This is a genomic window from Methylobacterium sp. 22177 (genome assembly GCF_052045615.1).
Classification (GTDB): Bacteria; Pseudomonadota; Alphaproteobacteria; order Rhizobiales; family Beijerinckiaceae; genus Methylobacterium; species Methylobacterium radiotolerans.
Window position 1 is genome coordinate 83,868 of sequence record NZ_JBQEPK010000014.1, and the last position, 16,299, is coordinate 100,166.

Annotated in this window: 15 protein-coding genes; 10 read left to right on the forward strand and 5 right to left on the reverse strand. The window is 72.4% G+C overall.

What is annotated here, in order from left to right; all coding sequences use genetic code 11:
- Window positions 1–30: 30 nt before the first annotated feature.
- The gene (locus ACTJK8_RS15095) at window positions 31–522 is read left to right on the forward strand and encodes an RT0821/Lpp0805 family surface protein (protein WP_012320879.1); all 492 of its coding nucleotides are present in this window, start codon (window positions 31–33) and stop codon (window positions 520–522) included.
- A 56-nt stretch (window positions 523–578) separates the two neighbouring features.
- Here the strand turns inward: ACTJK8_RS15095 and ACTJK8_RS15100 are convergent, their stop codons facing one another.
- Window positions 579–878 (reverse strand): hypothetical protein, encoded by a 300-nt coding sequence (locus ACTJK8_RS15100; RefSeq protein WP_012320880.1) that lies wholly within the window; start codon window positions 876–878, stop codon window positions 579–581.
- Between the two features lie 343 nt (window positions 879–1,221).
- On the opposite strand from ACTJK8_RS15100, the gene ACTJK8_RS15105 reads away from it, so the two are divergent.
- From ACTJK8_RS15105 to ACTJK8_RS15125, 5 genes are all read left to right on the forward strand, one after another.
- Entirely contained in the window at window positions 1,222–2,838 is a 1,617-nt protein-coding gene (locus tag ACTJK8_RS15105; protein ID WP_076729806.1) for a glucosamine inositolphosphorylceramide transferase family protein, read from the forward strand.
- A 197-nt stretch (window positions 2,839–3,035) separates the two neighbouring features.
- Entirely contained in the window at window positions 3,036–5,009 is a 1,974-nt protein-coding gene (locus ACTJK8_RS15110) for a monovalent cation:proton antiporter-2 (CPA2) family protein (protein ID WP_024829046.1), read from the forward strand.
- Window positions 5,010–5,017: 8 nt separating this feature from the next.
- Complete coding sequence (locus tag ACTJK8_RS15115; RefSeq protein WP_029359104.1) at window positions 5,018–6,463, forward strand: MATE family efflux transporter; 1,446 nt, start codon at window positions 5,018–5,020, stop codon at window positions 6,461–6,463.
- 110 nt (window positions 6,464–6,573) lie between these two features.
- On the forward strand, window positions 6,574–7,377 hold the full coding sequence (locus ACTJK8_RS15120) for a DUF937 domain-containing protein (RefSeq protein WP_076729807.1): 804 nt from the start codon (window positions 6,574–6,576) through the stop codon (window positions 7,375–7,377).
- A 73-nt stretch (window positions 7,378–7,450) separates the two neighbouring features.
- Window positions 7,451–7,768 carry a cupin domain-containing protein gene (locus ACTJK8_RS15125; protein WP_234740799.1) on the forward strand — a complete coding sequence of 106 codons (318 nt, stop codon included), beginning with the start codon at window positions 7,451–7,453 and terminating at the stop codon, window positions 7,766–7,768.
- 380 nt (window positions 7,769–8,148) lie between these two features.
- On the opposite strand, the gene ACTJK8_RS15130 is transcribed toward ACTJK8_RS15125, so the two are convergent.
- Window positions 8,149–8,646 carry a hypothetical protein gene (locus ACTJK8_RS15130; protein WP_139342611.1) on the reverse strand — a complete coding sequence of 166 codons (498 nt, stop codon included), beginning with the start codon at window positions 8,644–8,646 and terminating at the stop codon, window positions 8,149–8,151.
- A gap of 228 nt (window positions 8,647–8,874) precedes the next feature.
- Here ACTJK8_RS15130 and glyA point away from each other — a divergent pair, with 228 nt between their 5' ends.
- From glyA to ACTJK8_RS15150, 4 genes are all read left to right on the forward strand, one after another.
- Window positions 8,875–10,179 carry a serine hydroxymethyltransferase gene (glyA, locus tag ACTJK8_RS15135; RefSeq protein ID WP_012320887.1) on the forward strand — a complete coding sequence of 435 codons (1,305 nt, stop codon included), beginning with the start codon at window positions 8,875–8,877 and terminating at the stop codon, window positions 10,177–10,179.
- Window positions 10,180–10,293: 114 nt separating this feature from the next.
- On the forward strand, window positions 10,294–10,827 hold the full coding sequence (gene nrdR, locus ACTJK8_RS15140) for a transcriptional regulator NrdR (RefSeq protein WP_012320888.1): 534 nt from the start codon (window positions 10,294–10,296) through the stop codon (window positions 10,825–10,827).
- On the forward strand, window positions 10,824–11,933 hold the full coding sequence (gene ribD / locus ACTJK8_RS15145; RefSeq protein ID WP_234740802.1) for a bifunctional diaminohydroxyphosphoribosylaminopyrimidine deaminase/5-amino-6-(5-phosphoribosylamino)uracil reductase RibD: 1,110 nt from the start codon (window positions 10,824–10,826) through the stop codon (window positions 11,931–11,933). The genes nrdR and ribD overlap by 4 nt, the downstream gene beginning before the upstream one ends.
- 3 nt (window positions 11,934–11,936) lie before the next feature.
- On the forward strand, window positions 11,937–12,560 hold the full coding sequence (locus tag ACTJK8_RS15150; RefSeq protein ID WP_024829041.1) for a riboflavin synthase: 624 nt from the start codon (window positions 11,937–11,939) through the stop codon (window positions 12,558–12,560).
- 111 nt (window positions 12,561–12,671) lie between these two features.
- On the opposite strand, the gene ACTJK8_RS15155 is transcribed toward ACTJK8_RS15150, so the two are convergent.
- From ACTJK8_RS15155 to ACTJK8_RS15165, 3 genes are all read right to left on the reverse strand, one after another.
- Window positions 12,672–13,100 (reverse strand): PaaI family thioesterase, encoded by a 429-nt coding sequence (locus ACTJK8_RS15155; protein WP_012320891.1) that lies wholly within the window; start codon window positions 13,098–13,100, stop codon window positions 12,672–12,674.
- Between the two features lie 265 nt (window positions 13,101–13,365).
- Window positions 13,366–14,937, reverse strand: a complete 1,572-nt coding sequence (locus tag ACTJK8_RS15160) for a SpoVR family protein (RefSeq protein ID WP_024829040.1) — start codon at window positions 14,935–14,937, stop codon at window positions 13,366–13,368.
- A 34-nt stretch (window positions 14,938–14,971) separates the two neighbouring features.
- Window positions 14,972–16,273 (reverse strand): YeaH/YhbH family protein, encoded by a 1,302-nt coding sequence (locus ACTJK8_RS15165; protein WP_024829039.1) that lies wholly within the window; start codon window positions 16,271–16,273, stop codon window positions 14,972–14,974.
- Window positions 16,274–16,299: the final 26 nt, after the last annotated feature.

A 16,299-nucleotide genomic window follows, 5' to 3' on the forward strand; every position in this document is an offset into this window, starting at 1 on the left:
GAGCGAATAGCCCGTCGTGAGTCAGGTGTAATGCGGGGATGCGCGTGTAAAGGGCCAAGCCGGCGGTCGCAGATCGGCGCGTCCGTCTCGGCCCTGTCTCTGGCGATGGTCCTGTGCGGCTGCAGCCAGCCACTGCTGGTCTTCCGGGGCGATCCCCCGGCGGCGGCGCGCGTGGTCGAGGAGCCGACCGTCACCGGCAGCATCGAGAAGCGGCCCGTGAGTTTCGGGGACGACCTCGCCGAGGAGGATTGGCGCCGGGCGCGGGCCGCCCTGAGCGTCGCCCTGGATCCGCAGGGCAACGGGCGCCCGGTCAAGTGGGACAACCCGGAGACCGGGCTTCACGGGTCGGTCAACCCGACCGGGCTGCCGTATGTCTCGGATGAGCTGATCTGCCGCAACTTCCTGGCATCGGTGATCGCGCCGAGCCGCAGCCGCTTCGTCCGCGGCACCGGCTGCAAGCTCTCGGGCGGACCGTGGACGCTCAAGCGCGTCCGGGCCGCGAGCGGCACCGGACGCTCCTGAACTCCGTCGACGTCGGAGGCCCCTGCCCGTGCGGCAGCGGGAGCGCCCCCGCGCCCTCAGTACGGATGCCCGTAATAGGGCCGCACGCGCAGGCGCGGCTGCGCCGCCGGCGGAGCGGCGTAGCGGGCCGCGGCCTCCGGGTCGTAGGTGCGGATATAGGGATCGAGGGCCGGGTCGCGGTAATTGCCGTTGTTGACCCCCGCCGAGCGATCGTTGCCGCTCAGCGCCGCGTAGGGCGAGAGGCCGCTGCCGCTGTCGCCGCCGCCACCGCCGCCACCGCCCCAGGCAAAGGCCGTCCCCGGGATGGCGGCGAGGAGCATCGCCGCGAGGGGCATCGTCAGCGTCTTGCGCGTCATGTCCTGTCTCCGCACCACGTCATTGTCTGGCGAACGGTCCAGCTGGAGGTGGGGTTCCCCTCGGCGAGCCGCCACGGCCTCGCGACATTGTACCACCGCCCGCCAACACGCGTTTATTTGAAGGCCCGCGTTTCGATTTTTTCGGTTCACCGCCCAGAAATCGTCTCGCGCGTTAAGCTTGAACCGGTAGACAGCCACTCGGCCGTGCTTGATCGTGGCGCGGCGTAACAGCATTCGAGCCCGGCTCGACCGTATCCAGGGTCGGGACCGGGCGCATACCGGGCCTGGCTGCCGTGAGCGTCGACACGAAATCCGGCACGCGGGGCATGAGGCTGACCGGCTGATGGAGCGGGCGATCGGAGGCACGGACCGACCGTCGGCGGCCGGTGGCCGGGCTCCCACCCGGGCGGAGCCGCCGGCGCCCGGGACGCCCTCCCGCACCCGGACCGTCACCGTGCGGCTCGACCGACGGTCCCTGCGCGGCTGGCACATCCGCCTTCTCGACCAGCTCGGGCAGCGGCCCGACCATCGGATCCGGGTCGCCTGGGTGGAGCACGCGGAGGGCCTGCCGCCGAACGCGGAGCTCCTGTTCCGTCTGGAGGCCGCCATCCACGGCCTGCCCCGGCCGGGTCTGGCGACCGCCGCGGAACCGGTGGCCCTCGCCCCCTACGAGGCGAGCCCGGAGGGCCCGGAGCCCGGCGGGAGCGGCGCCGACCTCGTCCTCGACCTTTCGGGCAGCCCCGCGGAGCCGGGCTCGGCGCCGGCCTGGCGGCTCGACTACGACGGGATGCCGGGCGAGGCCGGCCTCCTCGCCGCCCTGTTCGCCCACGGAGCGCCGGTGGCGGCGCTGCGCGGGCCGGACGGCAGGCCGGTGGCGGTCGGCCGCCTGGGCGCGGAATCGCACACGGTGATGCTCGCGGCCTTCGAGGGCTACCTCGCGCGGACCATCACGCTGATCCTCGCCGCCCTCGACGGCGCCGCCTCGACGGAGCTTCCCGACGGCGCCGGGGCGCCCCTGAAGCCCGCGGCCGGCTACGACCTCGGCGGCCTGGGCGCGCGCCGTCGGGCCGCCGGTGGGCTCGCCCGGCAGATCGCGCGCAGGCTCTACGCCCTCTGCTTCCACGGCCCGCACTGGCGGGTGGGCTGGCGGCGGATCGCCGGCCCCGACCTGATCGACCTGCGCCGGCATCCGGAGGGCGGCTGGCAGGTCCTCCCCGACGACGGGCGGCGCTTCTACGCCGACCCCTTCGCGATCGCCCGGGACGGCGCCGTGACCCTGTTCGTGGAGGAGTTCGACTACCGCCGCGGCAAGGGCGTGATCGCCGCGGTGGGCTTCGGGGAGAACGGGCCCCGCGGCCGGCCGGAGCCGGTGCTCGAGCTCGAGACCCACCTGTCCTACCCGTTCGTGTTCGAGGCGGACGGGCAGGTCTGGATGATCCCGGAATCCCACGCCTCCGGGACGATCGACCTCTACCGGGCCACCGACTTCCCGCGCGGCTGGGTCCACGAGGCGGTGCTCCTGGACGGGGTCGTGGCCGGGGACGCGACCCTGCTGCAGCACGGCGGCCGCTGGTGGATGTTCGCCACGGTCCGGGCCGGCGGCGGCAGCTACTCCGACACGCTCCATCTCTGGCACGCGCCGCATTTCCGCGGGCCCTGGACGCCCCACCGGCACAACCCGGTGCTGATCGACATCGGCTCCGCCCGGGCCGCGGGCCCGATCGTGGCGCGCGACGGCGGCCTGATCCGGCCCGTCCAGGATTGCCGACAGGGCTACGGCGCGGCGCTCGGCCTCGCCCGGATCCTGCGCCTCGACGAGGAGGGCTACGCCCAGCGGGTCGAGACGCGCCTGCGGCCGGGGGCGGCCTGGCCGGGCACCCGCCTGCACATGCTGAGCGCGGCCGGCGGCTTCGAGTTCATCGACGGCTCGCACCGGGCCCGCCCCCGCCTCCTGGGCTGAGGGCGCCTTCTGGGCTGAGGGCACCTTCTGGGCTGAGGGCGCCTGCTGGGCTGAGCCCGGGCCGAACCGCCCCGTGCGGCCGCGCGCGGCCCCGTCGGTGCCGAACGGCACCCGCATACGGCTCGCATCGCGGCCGCGCGCGCGCTAAGCGGGGACCTCACCTGCGCCGATCCAGCAGAACCGCCGGGACGATCACCATGGCGAGCCCCGTCGAACATGCGAGCTTCCTGCCGCCGGTCCTGACCTTCCTCACCGCGGCTGTGATCGGCGTGCCGATCTTCCGGCTGATCGGGCAGAGCGCCGTGCTCGGCTACCTCGTGGCCGGCGTGCTGATCGGGCCCTCGGGCCTGTCGCTGATCGCCGAGCCCGAGACGGCGGCGAGCGTCGCCGAGATCGGCGTGGTGCTCCTGCTCTTCATCGTCGGCCTGGAGCTGCACCTGTCGCAGCTCGTCTCCATGCGCCGCGACATCTTCGGCCTCGGCACCGCGCAGCTCGTCGTCTGCGCGCTGGTGCTCGGCGGCGCCGGAATTCTGGCCGGCCTCAGTTTCGGCGCCGCCGCGGTGATCGGCCTCGCGCTCGCCCTCTCGGCCACCGCGGTGGCCCTGCAACTCCTGGAGGAGCGGGGCGATCTCGGCAGCGCCTACGGCGCGCGCGCCTTCGCGGTGCTGCTGTTCCAGGACCTGTCGGTGGTCGGCATCCTGGCGCTGATGCCGCTGCTGGCCTCGGCCGGCGAGGCGACCGACGTCTCCTGGCTCGGGGAGGCGGCGGTCTCCACCGGCAAGGCGCTCGCGGCGATCCTCGCGGTGGTGCTGGTCGGCCGCTACGGCCTGAACCCGTTCTTCCGGCTGCTCGCGGCGAGCGGCGCCCGCGAGGTGATGACCGCCGCGGCACTCCTGGTGGTGCTCGGCACCGCGCTGCTCATGGAGCAGGTCGGCCTGTCGATGGCGATGGGCGCGTTCCTCGCCGGCATCCTGCTGGCCGAGTCGAACTTCCGCCACCAGCTGGAGGCCGATATCGAGCCGTTCCGCGGCATGCTGCTCGGCCTGTTCTTCATGAGCGTCGGCATGTCGATCGACGGCAACCTCGTGCGCGAGGTCTGGCCGGCCCTGTTCGGCGCGACCCTGGCGGCGATCCTGGTCAAGGTCGCCATCGTGGCCGGCCTGTTCCGGCTGTTCGGCTCGGACACCCTCGGGGCCCTGCGGGGCGCCGCGGTCCTGGCGCCCGCGGGCGAGTTCGCCTTCGTGCTGCTGCCGCAGGCCCAGGATCTCGGCCTCACCGGCGTCACGGCGACGCGCTTCGCGGTGGCGCTCGCCGCGCTGACCATGCTGATCGGCCCCATCGCCGCCAAGGGTCTCGACAAGCTGATCGAGCGGCGCAACGCGCGCAGCACCTTCGCGCTGGAGGAGCCCTCCAGCGAGCTCTCCGAGAGCGGCGACGCCCGGGTGCTGGTGATCGGCTTCGGCCGGTTCGGGCAGGTGCTGACCCACGTGCTGATGGCCGAGGGCATCCCGGTCACGGTGATCGACAAGGACGTGGAGCAGCTGCGCGCCGCCTCGCGCTTCGGCTTCCGCATCTACTATGGCGACGGCACGCGCCTCGACGTGCTGCGCGCCGCCGGGATCGGTCGGGTCGAGCTGGTCTGCATCTGCGTCGACGACCGGGAGGGCGCCCTCAAGATCGTCGACATCGTCCACGAGGAGTTCTCCAGCGTGCGCACCTTCGTGCGGGCCTACGACCGCCTGCACGCGGTGGAGCTGATGAACCGGGACGTCGACTACCAGATCCGCGAGACCGCCGAATCCGCCCTCGCCTTCGGGCGGGCGGCCCTCGAGGGGCTCGGCCTGTCGCCGGAGGCCGCCACCGCCCGGACCGACGACGTGCGCAAGCGCGACATCGCGCGGCTGGTCCTGCAGCAGGCCGGCGCCCTGCCGGACGGGTCCAGCTGGATGCGCGGCGCCGCGGCGGGCCTGAAGCCCGAGCCGCTGACCGCCCCGGTCCGGCCGGCCCGGGCGCTCAGCACCGAGACCCGCGACCTCGTGGGCAGCGACCGGCGCGAGGCCGCCGAGCGGCTCCTGGAGAAGCCCGCCCTGGCCCCGCAGGAGACGGAGGCCGCCGAGGAATCCGATCCGGAGACCGAGCTCGAATCGGAAGGCAGCGCCCGGGATGCGTGACGGGCCGGATGTCTGACCTGTCCGACGGGCCGCCCCCGGCGGAGGCGGGCCGCTTCGTCACCGGCTCGATCCTCCGCCACGTCGTCGTGATGGCCGCCACCGGCTCGGTGGGGCTGATGGCGATCTTCGTCGTCGACCTCCTGTCGCTGCTCTACGTCTCGACGCTGGGCGACCCGAACCTCACGGCGGCGGTCGGCTTCGCCGGCATCGTGCAGTTCTTCGCCACGGCGGTGAATATCGGCCTGATGATCGCGGCCGGCGCCCTGGTGGGGAAGGCCGTCGGCGCGCGCGACCCGGCGGCGGCGCGGCGCCTCGCGACGTCCGCGCTGGTCCTCGGCAGCCTCGTGGCCGCCGTCATCGCGGGGCTGATCGCGCTGCTGGCCGGCCCGCTCCTGGCCCTGATCGGCGCCGAGGGCGAGGCGCTGCGCGTGGCCGTCCTGTTCCTCCACATCACTCTGCCGTCGAACCTGCTGCTCGCCGCCGGCATGCTGTTCACCGGCCTGCTGCGCGCGGTCGGCGAGGCGGGTCAGGCGATGGCGGTCACGCTCGCCGGCGCCGTCGTCACCGCGTTCCTCGACCCGCTGCTGATCTTCGGGGCGGGCCTCGGCGTGACGGGCGCGGCGATCACGGTCTGCGTGGCGCGCGCGACCTTCGTGGCGGTGGGCATCCGCGGCGTCGCGCGGCACGGGCTCCTCGGCCGGCCGCGCCTGCCCGACCTGCCGCCCGACGCGGCCGCCCTGGCGGGGGTCGCGGGCCCGGCCGTGCTCACCAACCTCGCACCCTCGGTGGCGAGCGCCTTCCTGGCGCGCCTTTTTGCCGGCTACGGAGCGGACGCGGTCGCCGCCGCGTCGGTGATCGACCGGCTGACGCCGGTGGCCTTCGGCGGCCTGTTCGCGCTGTCGGGGGCGATCGGCCCGATCCTGGCGCAGAACTGGGGTGCGGGCCGGTTCGATCGGATGCGCGGCGTGCTCGGCGCGGCGATCCGGGTGACGCTGGCCTACTGCGCCGGGGTCTGGCTTCTCCTGGCGCTCGGCCGGGGGTGGCTCGCCGGCCTGTTCGGCCTGCAGGGGGTCGCGGCCGAGCTGTTCGGCTTCTTCTGCCTCGTCGGCGGCGCGATCTGGTTCTTCAACGGGCTGCTGTTCCTCGGCAACGCCGCCTTCAACAATCTCGGCTTCCCGCTGCGCTCGACGCTGCTGAACTGGGGCCGGGCGACACTCGGGACGATCCCGCCGGCGATGCTCGGCGCGGCGCTCTACGGCCCCCGCGGGGTGGTGGCCGGGATGGGGATCGGCTCCCTGATCTTCGGGGCGCTCGGCATCCTGCTGGCCCGCCGCACGGTCGACCGGCTGGAGGGAAGCGGTCCGCGGCGGCCGGGGGCGGATATCGCCGCGGAGGCGCCCCAGCGCGCGGCGCCGCTGCCGGCGGGGCACGCCCATCCCGAGCCGATGACCTGAGACGGCGGCGGCAAGGCACAAGTTCCGCGGGTGGGAACTGGTATTTCCCCGCGCAAAGGGTCACGATGCCCTGTCCCGGACGGTTCCGGCCGGGACAGAGTCGAGGCGTCATGTTCAACCCGCTCGAGATGTTCCAGGCCCAGGGCGAGGCCGGGCTTCAGGCCATGGGCCAGCCGTTCGGCCTGACGACCGAGCAGACGGCCCGCGCCTTCGAGGCGCTGATGCCGGCCCTGACGCTCGGCCTCCAGCGCAGCGTCGGCCTGGACCCGGCCGGCTTCGCCCGGATGTTCGGCCTGGAGGCCGCCAAGCCGGCGCCCGCCCAGGGATTCGAGGCCCTCGGCCAGATGTTCGGGTCCGCGCAGCTGATGCAGGCGGTGCTGCGGCAGGCCTCGGCGACGAGCGGCGTCGGCGCGCAGGTCCTGCGCCAGATGCTGCCGATGATGGCGGGCGCCGTGGTGGCGAGCATCGTCCACGTCATGCTGAACCAGCCGCAGGCCGAGCCCGCGCGGCCGAGCGCGCCGCCCCCGCCCGTGCCGTTCCCGTTCGGCCCGGCCTGGGCCGAGATGGCCAAGGCGATGATGCCCGCCGTCGAGCCGCCGGCCCCGCCGCCGAAGCCCGCCGCCAAGCCGACCGCCAAGCCGACGACCAAGCCCGCCGCCAACCCGCAGGCGGCCGCGGGCGAGGCCGGCTCCGACATGTTCCAGCAGATGCTGCGCACCGGTGCCGAGGTTCAGGGCAACAACATCCGGGCGATGCAGGAGCTGTTCGAGACCTTCTGGCCCGCCTCCGGCACGCCGTCCGCGAGCGCCGCGCCTCCGGCCCCGTCGGGTAGCCCGGCCCGGCCCGATCCGGCGTCGGCCGACCCCGCGGCCGGCAAGGGCCGGCGCGGTCGCCAGCCCGGCGGGACCGGTTGACGCGGGGACCGGGCCGGGACGAACGTTGACCCGGCGGACCGGAGCGGCAACTTGCCGGCGAGGAGATCCGTCGATGAGCGAGCACCTGACCACCTGGGACGACCGTGCCGAGAGCGTCGGCGGGAACGGTGTGGCCAAGCGCACGATCCCGGGCTCCGGCGCCAGCCTCGTGCGCGTGGTCGTGCCGGCGGGCGCCTCCGCACCGGCCCACAGCCACGATCACGAGCAGTTCGTGCAGGTGCTCTCCGGCTCGGGGATCCTGGAGACCGAGCAGGGCCGCGCGCCGTTCTCGGCCGGCAGCGTGTTCCACTTCCCGGCGGGGGCGTGGCACGCGGCCGCGTTCGAGACCGAGACGGTCCTGATCGAGACGAACCTCGCGCCGCCGGCCTGACGGCGCCGCACGCCGTCCGCCCTCAGCCGTCCGCGGAGGTGTCGAACTGCGCGTCCAGACCGGCGATGCGCGCCACCGTGTCGTGAGCGTAGCGGATCGCCTCCTCGGCGGTAGCAGCCACCCCTCGTGCGGATCGAGGACGATACCGTCCGACCGGGCCGCGCAGGCCGCGACAGCCATCGACGCTCCGGCCCAAGCCGGGAGCGTGGCGACGTACACGGCGCAGACCCACGTCCACGGGCCGCCGAAGTCGATGTCTGTCTAGGTGTCCGTCAGATCCGACAGCGGGATGATCTGGCACTCGAAGCCGGCCTCGCGGCGCCGCCACGTCGCGGACAGGTGCCTCTGCGCGGCCGGCGGTATGCGCGCGGCGTCGCGTTTCAGATCGCTCGAACCGGGGCAGCGCCGGTCCTGCCGTCGCGGAGGATCACGTCCGTCCGTATGCTGCCGTCCGATCCGTCGAGCACCGGATCACCGGCGCCGAGACTCTGCTCGATCCCGTGCCGTCCGATGCCGGGCAGGTCGAGCTCCCGCATCCGTGCCGCGAACTTCGTGTGAATCTCGATGCCGTACAGCGGACCCTGTCCAGGATCCCAGGTCTGGACGACCTCACGCGAGACATCGACGAGCGCGTCGGTTTTGCCATCGATCCGGGGATCCCGCGTCCGGTCCTTCCGCGCGACGACGAGCGAACCGCTCCCACCGCACCGGCGGTCGCAGCCGCGCGGCAGATCCCTTCGAAAGCCGGCCTCAATCTCCAGCAAGTCGAGAGCGATGACGGCTAGTCCGAGCCGACGCTCAGCGATGTGATGATCCAGGACATCCGGCAGACGACAGCACCGCATCGCGTCTCTGATCCTCGAGCGTTCATGCTTCATTCCATGACTGTTTTCCTTTTTTCCACTGACGCGTCGACGAAAAGGAAAATATGCCGGCGCCCGCCGCGACGGCAACGCGGCGGTCTGCGACAAATTATTCTTGGCGCGCGAGCAAAATGCCTGTGCTTGGCCTGAGCCCTCGGCGCGTGTAGGAATCCCACCTTCAACGCCCGCCCGTGCACGCCGACGAAAGGCCGGGCATCGCCCCTACCAGAACAGAGGCAGACCATGAGCGCCGGTACCGCCGCCGACAAGCACTTCTCCAACAGCTTCTTCGCCGCCCCGCTGACGGAAGCCGATCCCGAGATCGCAGAGGCGGTGGCCAAGGAGCTCGGCCGCCAGCAGCACGAGATCGAGCTGATCGCCTCGGAGAACATCGTCTCCCGCGCCGTGCTGGAGGCTCAAGGGTCGGTGCTCACCAACAAGTACGCCGAGGGCTATCCGGGCCGGCGCTACTACGGCGGCTGCCAGTTCGTGGACATCGCCGAGGACCTCGCCATCGAGCGCGCCAAGCGCCTGTTCGATTGCGGCTTCGCCAACGTGCAGCCGAATTCCGGCTCGCAGGCCAACCAGGGCGTGTTCCTGGCCCTGATGCAGCCCGGCGACACGTTCCTGGGCCTCGACCTCGCGGCCGGCGGCCACCTCACCCACGGCGCCCCGCCGAACGTCTCGGGCAAGTGGTTCAAGCCGGTCTCCTACACGGTGCGCCGCGAGGACCAGCGGATCGACATGGAGCAGGTCGCCCAGCTCGCCCAGGAGCACAAGCCGAAGGTGATCATCGCCGGCGGCTCGGGCTACCCGCGCCACTGGGACTTCGCGAAGTTCCGCGAGATCGCCGACTCGGTCGGCGCCTACTTCATGGTCGACATGGCCCATTTCGCGGGCCTCGTGGCGGCCGGCGTCCACCCGTCGCCGTTCCCGCACGCCCACGTCGCCACCACGACGACTCACAAGACGCTCCGCGGCCCGCGCGGCGGCATGATCCTGACGAACGACGAGGCGCTCGCCAAGAAGTTCAACTCGGCGATCTTCCCCGGCCTCCAGGGCGGCCCGCTGATGCACGTCATCGCCGGCAAGGCGGTGGCCTTCGGCGAGGCGCTGAAGCCCGAGTTCAAGATCTACGCCCGCCAGGTGGTGGAGAACGCCCGGGCGCTCGCCGACACGCTGATCTCGGGCGGCTACGACATCACCTCGGGCGGCACCGACAACCACCTGATGCTGGTCGACCTCCAGCGGAAGGGCCTCACCGGCAAGGCCGCCGAGGCGGCCCTGTCGCGGGCGCACATCACCTGCAACAAGAACGGCGTCCCCTTCGACACGCAGAAGCCGACCATCACGTCGGGCATCCGGCTCGGCACCCCGGCCGGCACCTCGCGCGGCTTCGGCGTCGCCGAGTTCAAGCAGATCGGCGGCTTCATCGTCGAGGTGCTGGACGGGCTCGCCGCCAAGGGTGAGGCCGGCGACAGCGCGGTCGAGGCCGATGTCAAGACCCGCGTCCACGCGCTGACGGACCGGTTCCCGATCTACGGCTGAGGCGAGAGAGCCGCTTGAGCGGGGCCGGTCTTCCGGGCCGGCCCGCGGTGGATTAGGAAACGGCCGCGGATCCGACCGGTCCGCGGCCGTTCCCATGCCCGAGCATCGAGAACCATGCGCTGTCCCTACTGCGGCGGCTCCGAGACCCAGGTGAAGGACTCGCGGCCCTCCGAGGACGGCGCCGCGATCCGGCGCCGCCGGGTCTGCCCGGACTGCGCCGGCCGCTTCACCACCTTCGAGCGCGTGCAGCTCCGCGAGGTCGTGGTGCTCAAGCGCTCGGGCAAGCGCGTGCCGTTCGACCGCGACAAGCTCCAGCGCTCCATCGACGTGGCGCTCCGCAAGCGCGCCGTCGATCCGGAGCGGATCGAGCGGCTGGTCAGCGGCATCACCCGGCAGCTCGAGAGCGCCGGCGAGCCCGAGGTGACGTCCGAGGCGATCGGCGAGCTGGTGATGGCGGGGCTGAAGGGCCTCGACGACGTCGCCTACGTGCGCTTCGCCTCGGTCTACAAGAATTTCCGCGAGGCCCGGGACTTCGAGGAGCTGCTCGGCACCCTGAGCGACGGCATGCCGGTGCCGGCGGCCGCGCCGGAGGCGGAGGGCGACCCGGAACCCGAGGCGTCGGGGCGCCGCCGCGCCGGGCGTCCATGAGCGGCGACGCGAACTTCATGCGCCTCGCCCTGGCGCTGGGCCGCCGCGGGCTCGGCACCACCTGGCCGAACCCGTCGGTCGGCGCCGTCGTGGTCGAGCCCGGGACCGGCCGGATCCTCGGGACGGCGGCCACGGCGCAGGGCGGGCGCCCGCACGGGGAGCCCGTGGCGCTCGCCGCCGCCGGAGAGGCCGCCCGCGGCGCGACCCTCTACGTCACCCTGGAGCCCTGCTCCCATCACGGCCGCACGCCACCCTGCACCGACGCGATCCTGGCCGCCGGGATCGCACGGGTGGTCAGCGCCCTGGAGGATCCCGACCCGCGGGTGGCGGGGCGCGGCCACGACCTCCTGCGGCGGGGCGGCGTCGCGGTCGAGACCGGCCTGATGCGGGACGAGGCGGCGCGCGACCATGTCGGCCACGTCACCCGGGTGACGCGCGGCCGCCCGGCCCTGCACCTCAAGCTCGCCCGCACCCGCGACGGCTTCTGCGCCGCCGCGGGGCCGGAGCGCCTGCGGATCACCGGGCCGGTGGCGGACGGGGCGGTCCACCTCTGGCGGGCCCACGCCGACGCGATCCTGATCGGCATCGGCACCGCCCGGGCCGACGACCCGTCGCTGACGGTGCGGCTGCCGGGCCTAGGGGCGCGCTCGCCCCTGCGGGTCGTGCTCGATACGCACCTGCGGCTCTCCCCCGCGAGCGTGCTCGCCCGGACCGCCCGCGACACGCCGACCCTGGTGCTCACGACCCGCTCGGCGCCGGCCCACGCGCGGCGGGCCCTGGAGGCGCTCGGCGTCGCGGTCGCGACCGTGCCGGCGGACCCGGCCGGCGGGATCGATCTGCCGGCGGCCCTGACGCATCTCGGCGAGCGCGGCCTGACCCGCCTGTGCAGCGAGGGCGGCCCCCGCCTTGCGGAGGCGCTCGCGCGGGCCGATCTGATCGATGCCTGCACGCTCGTCACCGGGCCGATGGCGCTGGGACCGGCGGGCGGGCTGCGGGCCCTGGGCCCGGCCCTGGCGGAGGCCCTTTCGGGCGATCGGTTCCACGAGGCCGAGCGGCTGCAGTTCGGGCCCGACGCGGCCGTGACCTACGAGCGCAACAGGACGTAAGCGATGTTCACCGGCTTGGTCAGCGATGTCGGCACGGTCGCCTCGGTCTCGGGCGACGGCGACCTGCGTCGGATCGCGATCCGCGCCTCCTACGACCCGGCGACGATCGCGCTCGGCGCCTCGATCGCCTGCGCCGGGCCGTGCCTGACCGCCGTGTCGGTGGAGCCGACCGCGGGCGGCTGCGTCTTCGCGGTCGACGCCGCCGCCGAGACGCTGGCGCGCACCACCGTGGGCGCCTGGGTGGCGGGCACGCGGATCAACCTCGAACGCTCCCTGAAGATCGGCGACGAGCTCGGCGGGCACCTCGTCACCGGCCACGTCGACGGCGTCGCCGAGATCGTGGAACGCGAGACCGTCACGGCCGATGCCTGGGGCGCCAGCGAGCGGTTCACCCTCCGGGCGCCGGCGGCCCTGGCGAAGTTCATCGCCGAGAAGGGCTCGGTCTGCCTCGACGGCACCTCGCTCACGGTGAACGCGGTCCAGGGCGACCTGTTCTCGGTGCTGCTGATCCCGCACACGCTCCAGGTCACTACCTGGGGCGAGCGGCGGCAGGGTGACCGGCTCAACTTGGAGGTCGACCTGATCGCCCGCTACGCCGCCCGGCTGACCGAGGCGCGGGCCGGCTGAGCAGGGTACGCGTCTTCGCCAGCGGAGCGAAGCAGACCCACAGCGCCACATCGCCGGGCGTCGCGCGGCCCTGAGTTGCTTCGCTCCGCCCGCAGCGACGGCCTGGGCCCCTCAGCGCGGCGGGATCGAGTAGGTGCCGGTGGCGTGGCAGACGAGCTCCGGGCTGCCGACGGCGGTGATCGACACCTCGCCGACGGCGAGGCGCCGGCCGAGCTTGAGCAGCCGGCACTCGGCCACGAGATCCCCCGTGGCGGGTTTGCGCAGGAAGTTGAAGTTCAGACTGGTCGTCACCGCCAGCGCAACGGGACCGATATTGGCGAGGATCGCCGCGTAGAGGGCGTAGTCGGCGAGCGCCATCATGGCCGGCCCGGAGACAGTCGCGCCGGGCCGGAGGAAGCGCTCGTGGGCCTCCAGCCGCATCCGCGCCGCGAGGGGTCCCACCGCCTCGAGATGGTAGGCCCGGCCGCCCGCCTGCATCTGCGGGAACTCGCGGTCGAGGAAGTCCTGCGTCTCGGCGAGGGTGAGGATCGTGGCGGTCATGGGCCCTTGCAGCACGGCGGTACCGCCATGGCAATCACCAGGCCTCTGGAGCGGCCTTCCTCATCGGAAGAGCCCGGTCGATCCGCGGTGTCGTCTTCGCGAGCGCAGCGAAGCGACCCAGTCGGCGCTCCATTGACGGATGTCGCGCCACCCTGGGTCACTTCGCTGCGCGCGGGATGACGGAGGGCTGCCTCCATCGAGGGCTTCGGCCTGACGCCACATCAGGATGGGGACGCGGGCCGGAGGAACCGTCCCGCCGCCCCGATCAGAAGAAGATCGGCCGCGCGCTGGCGGTGATCTCGCCCAGCACGGCGCCGGTGGCCGGCTCGACCTCCTTCAGCACCACGTCGTAGCCCCAGAGGTCGGCGAGGTGCTGCAGCACGCGCTTGGCGTCGTCCTTCTGCAGGGTGATCTTGTTGATCGCCTTGTGGTGCAGGATCAGGCGCCGGTCGCCCTCCAGGTCCACGTCGACCACCTCGATATCGGGATCGAGCCACGCCACGTCGTACTGGCGCGCGAAGGCCCGGCGCAGCTTGCGGTAGCCGCGCTCGTCGTGGATCGCCTCCACCCGCAGCTCCGGCTCCTCCGGATCGTCGACCACGTGGAACAGGCGCAGGTCGCGCATCAGCTTCGGCGACAGGAACTGCTGGATGAAGCTCTCGTCCCGGTAATTCTCCCAGCAATCGCGCAGGACCGCCATGGCGTCGCCGGCCCCGGCGATGTCGGGGAACCACGCCCGGTCCTCCTCGGTCGGCTGCTCGGCGATGCGGGCGATGTCCTGCATCATCGCGAAGCCGATCGCGTATGGGTTGTGGCCGCCGTAGGAGCGGTCGTCGTAGGTCGGCTGCCGGATGACGTTGGTGTGCGACTGCAGGAACTCGAGATAGGCCGCCTCGGTGATCTGCCCGGATTCCGACAGGGCGTTCATGATCCGGTAGTGGCAGTAGGTGGCGCAGCCCTCGTTCATCACCTTGGTCTGGCGCTGCGGGTAGAAGTACTGGGCGACCAAGCGCACGATGCGCAGGATCTCGCGCTGCCACGGCCGCAGGCGCGGGGCGACCTTCTCCAGGAAGTAGAGGATGTTCTCCTGCGGCAGCTCCAGCAGGGCCTTGCGCCGCTCCGCCGCCAGGTCGGAGCGGACGGCGCCCGTCTTCTGCGGCAGGGTCCGCCAGAGGTCGTTGTAGATCTGCTCGCCGTGCTCGATCCGCTCGCGCTCGCGCCGCTGCTCGGAGGCGAGATCCGGCCGCTTCTTGCGCGGGTAGCGGTGGACGCCCTGGCTCATCAGCGCGTGGGCGGCGTCGAGCACCTGCTCCACCGCCTGGTGGCCGTAGCGCTCCTCGCAGCGGGCGATGAAGCCTTTCGCGAAATCCAGGTAGTCCAGAATACCTTCAGCGTCGGTCCATTGCCGGAACAGATAATTGTTCTTGAAGAAGTGGTTGTGGCCGAAGGCGGCGTGCGCGATGACGAGCGTCTGCATCGTCGCCGTGTTCTCCTCCATGACGTAGGAGATGCAGGGGTCCGAGTTGATGACGATCTCGTAGGCGAGCCCCATCAGGCCGCGGCGATACCCCGACTCGTGCTGGGCGAAGTGCTTGCCGAAGGACCAGTGCTTGTAGAACAGCGGCATGCCGATCGACGCGTAGGCGTCGAGCATCTGCTCGGCCGTGATGATCTCGATCTGGTTCGGGTACCAGGACAGGCCGAGCTGCGGCCCGGCCACCGCCTCGCAGGCGTCGTGGATCCGCCGGATCGTGTCGAAATCCCAGTCGTTGCCGGTGAACAGGGGCTTCTGGTTGCCCGCGATGATCTGGGGCGTGCGTGCCTTGACGAGCGTCATGCGGCCTCCCGATCGGTTGATGCGCGCGCCGCCATCACGCCTCCGCCTCGGCGCGGCCTTCCTTGCGGCCGAACAGCTCGCGGAAGACCGGGTAGATCTCCCGGCGGTGGTTGACCTTGCGCATGGCGATCGGCCCGCCGGCCTTGGCGATCGCCTCGTAGGTCCGCCACAGGGTGGTGCGGTGCTCGACGAAGCCGGCGCGCGGGCCGTTCTCGTCGCCGACCTCCAGATAGGCGAAGTGCTGGCAGGCCGGCAGAATGTGCGACCGCAGCAGCTCCGTGGAGGTCGGCCCGTCGGAGGAGACGTTGTCGCCGTCCGATGCCTGGGCGGCGTAGATGTTCCAGTCGTTCGGGTCGTAGCGCTCGGCGATGACGCGCTTCATCTCCACCAGCGCGGAGGAGACCAGGGTGCCGCCCGTCTCGCGCGAGCCGAAGAAGGTCTCCTCGTCCACCTCGGTCGCCCGGTCGGTGTGGCGGATGAACACGATCTCGACGTGCCGGTAGCGCCGCGTCAGGAAGATGTGCAGCAGGATGTAGAACCGTTTGGCGAGGTCCTTCATGTGCTCGGTCATCGAGCCGGACACGTCCATGAGGCAGAACATCACCGCCTGCGCGATCGGCCGCGGATAGGGCTCGAACCGGCGGAAGCGCAGGTCGATCGGATCGACGTAGGGGATGCGCTTCGCGCGCTCGCGCAGCCGGAACAGCGCCTGCTCCAGGTCGGCCCGCTCGGGGTGCCCCTCGGGAAGGGCCTCGAGCCGGGCTTCCAGGGCCGCGACCTCGTCGGGCTTCGGGCGCTTGAGGGCGATCCGCCGCGACATCGAGTTCCGCAGGGTGCGGGTGAGCGCGAGGTTGGCGGGCGAGCCGGTCACCGTGTAGCCCGCCCGGCGCAAGCCTTCCGTCTCGACCACGGCCAGCCGCCGCTTGGCGAGGTCCGGCAGCTCCAGATCCTCGAGGAACAGCTCCAGGAACTCCTCGCGGGTGAGCACGAAGCGGAACGCGTCCTCGCTGTTCTCGCCGCCCTCCCCGCCCTCGCCGGCACCGCGACCGCCGCCGCTGCCCGGGGGGCGCTCGATCGTGTCGCCCTCCACGTAGGTCTTGTTGCCGGGCAGGATGTGGTCCTGCAGGCCCGTGCCGGGCTGGCGCGAGAACCGGGGCTCGCGGACGCCGTCCGCCGGAACGGTGACGCGGCCGTCCTTGCCGAGATCCTTGATGTCCTTCTCGCGGGCGGATTCCCGCACCGCGCGCTGGGCCACGTCCTTCACGCGCCGCAGGAAGCGCTGGCGGTTCGGGAGGCTCTTGCCGCCCGGGTTCAAACGTCGGTCGACGATGTGCATCCGCTGCGAAAACCCTCGTCCGCGTG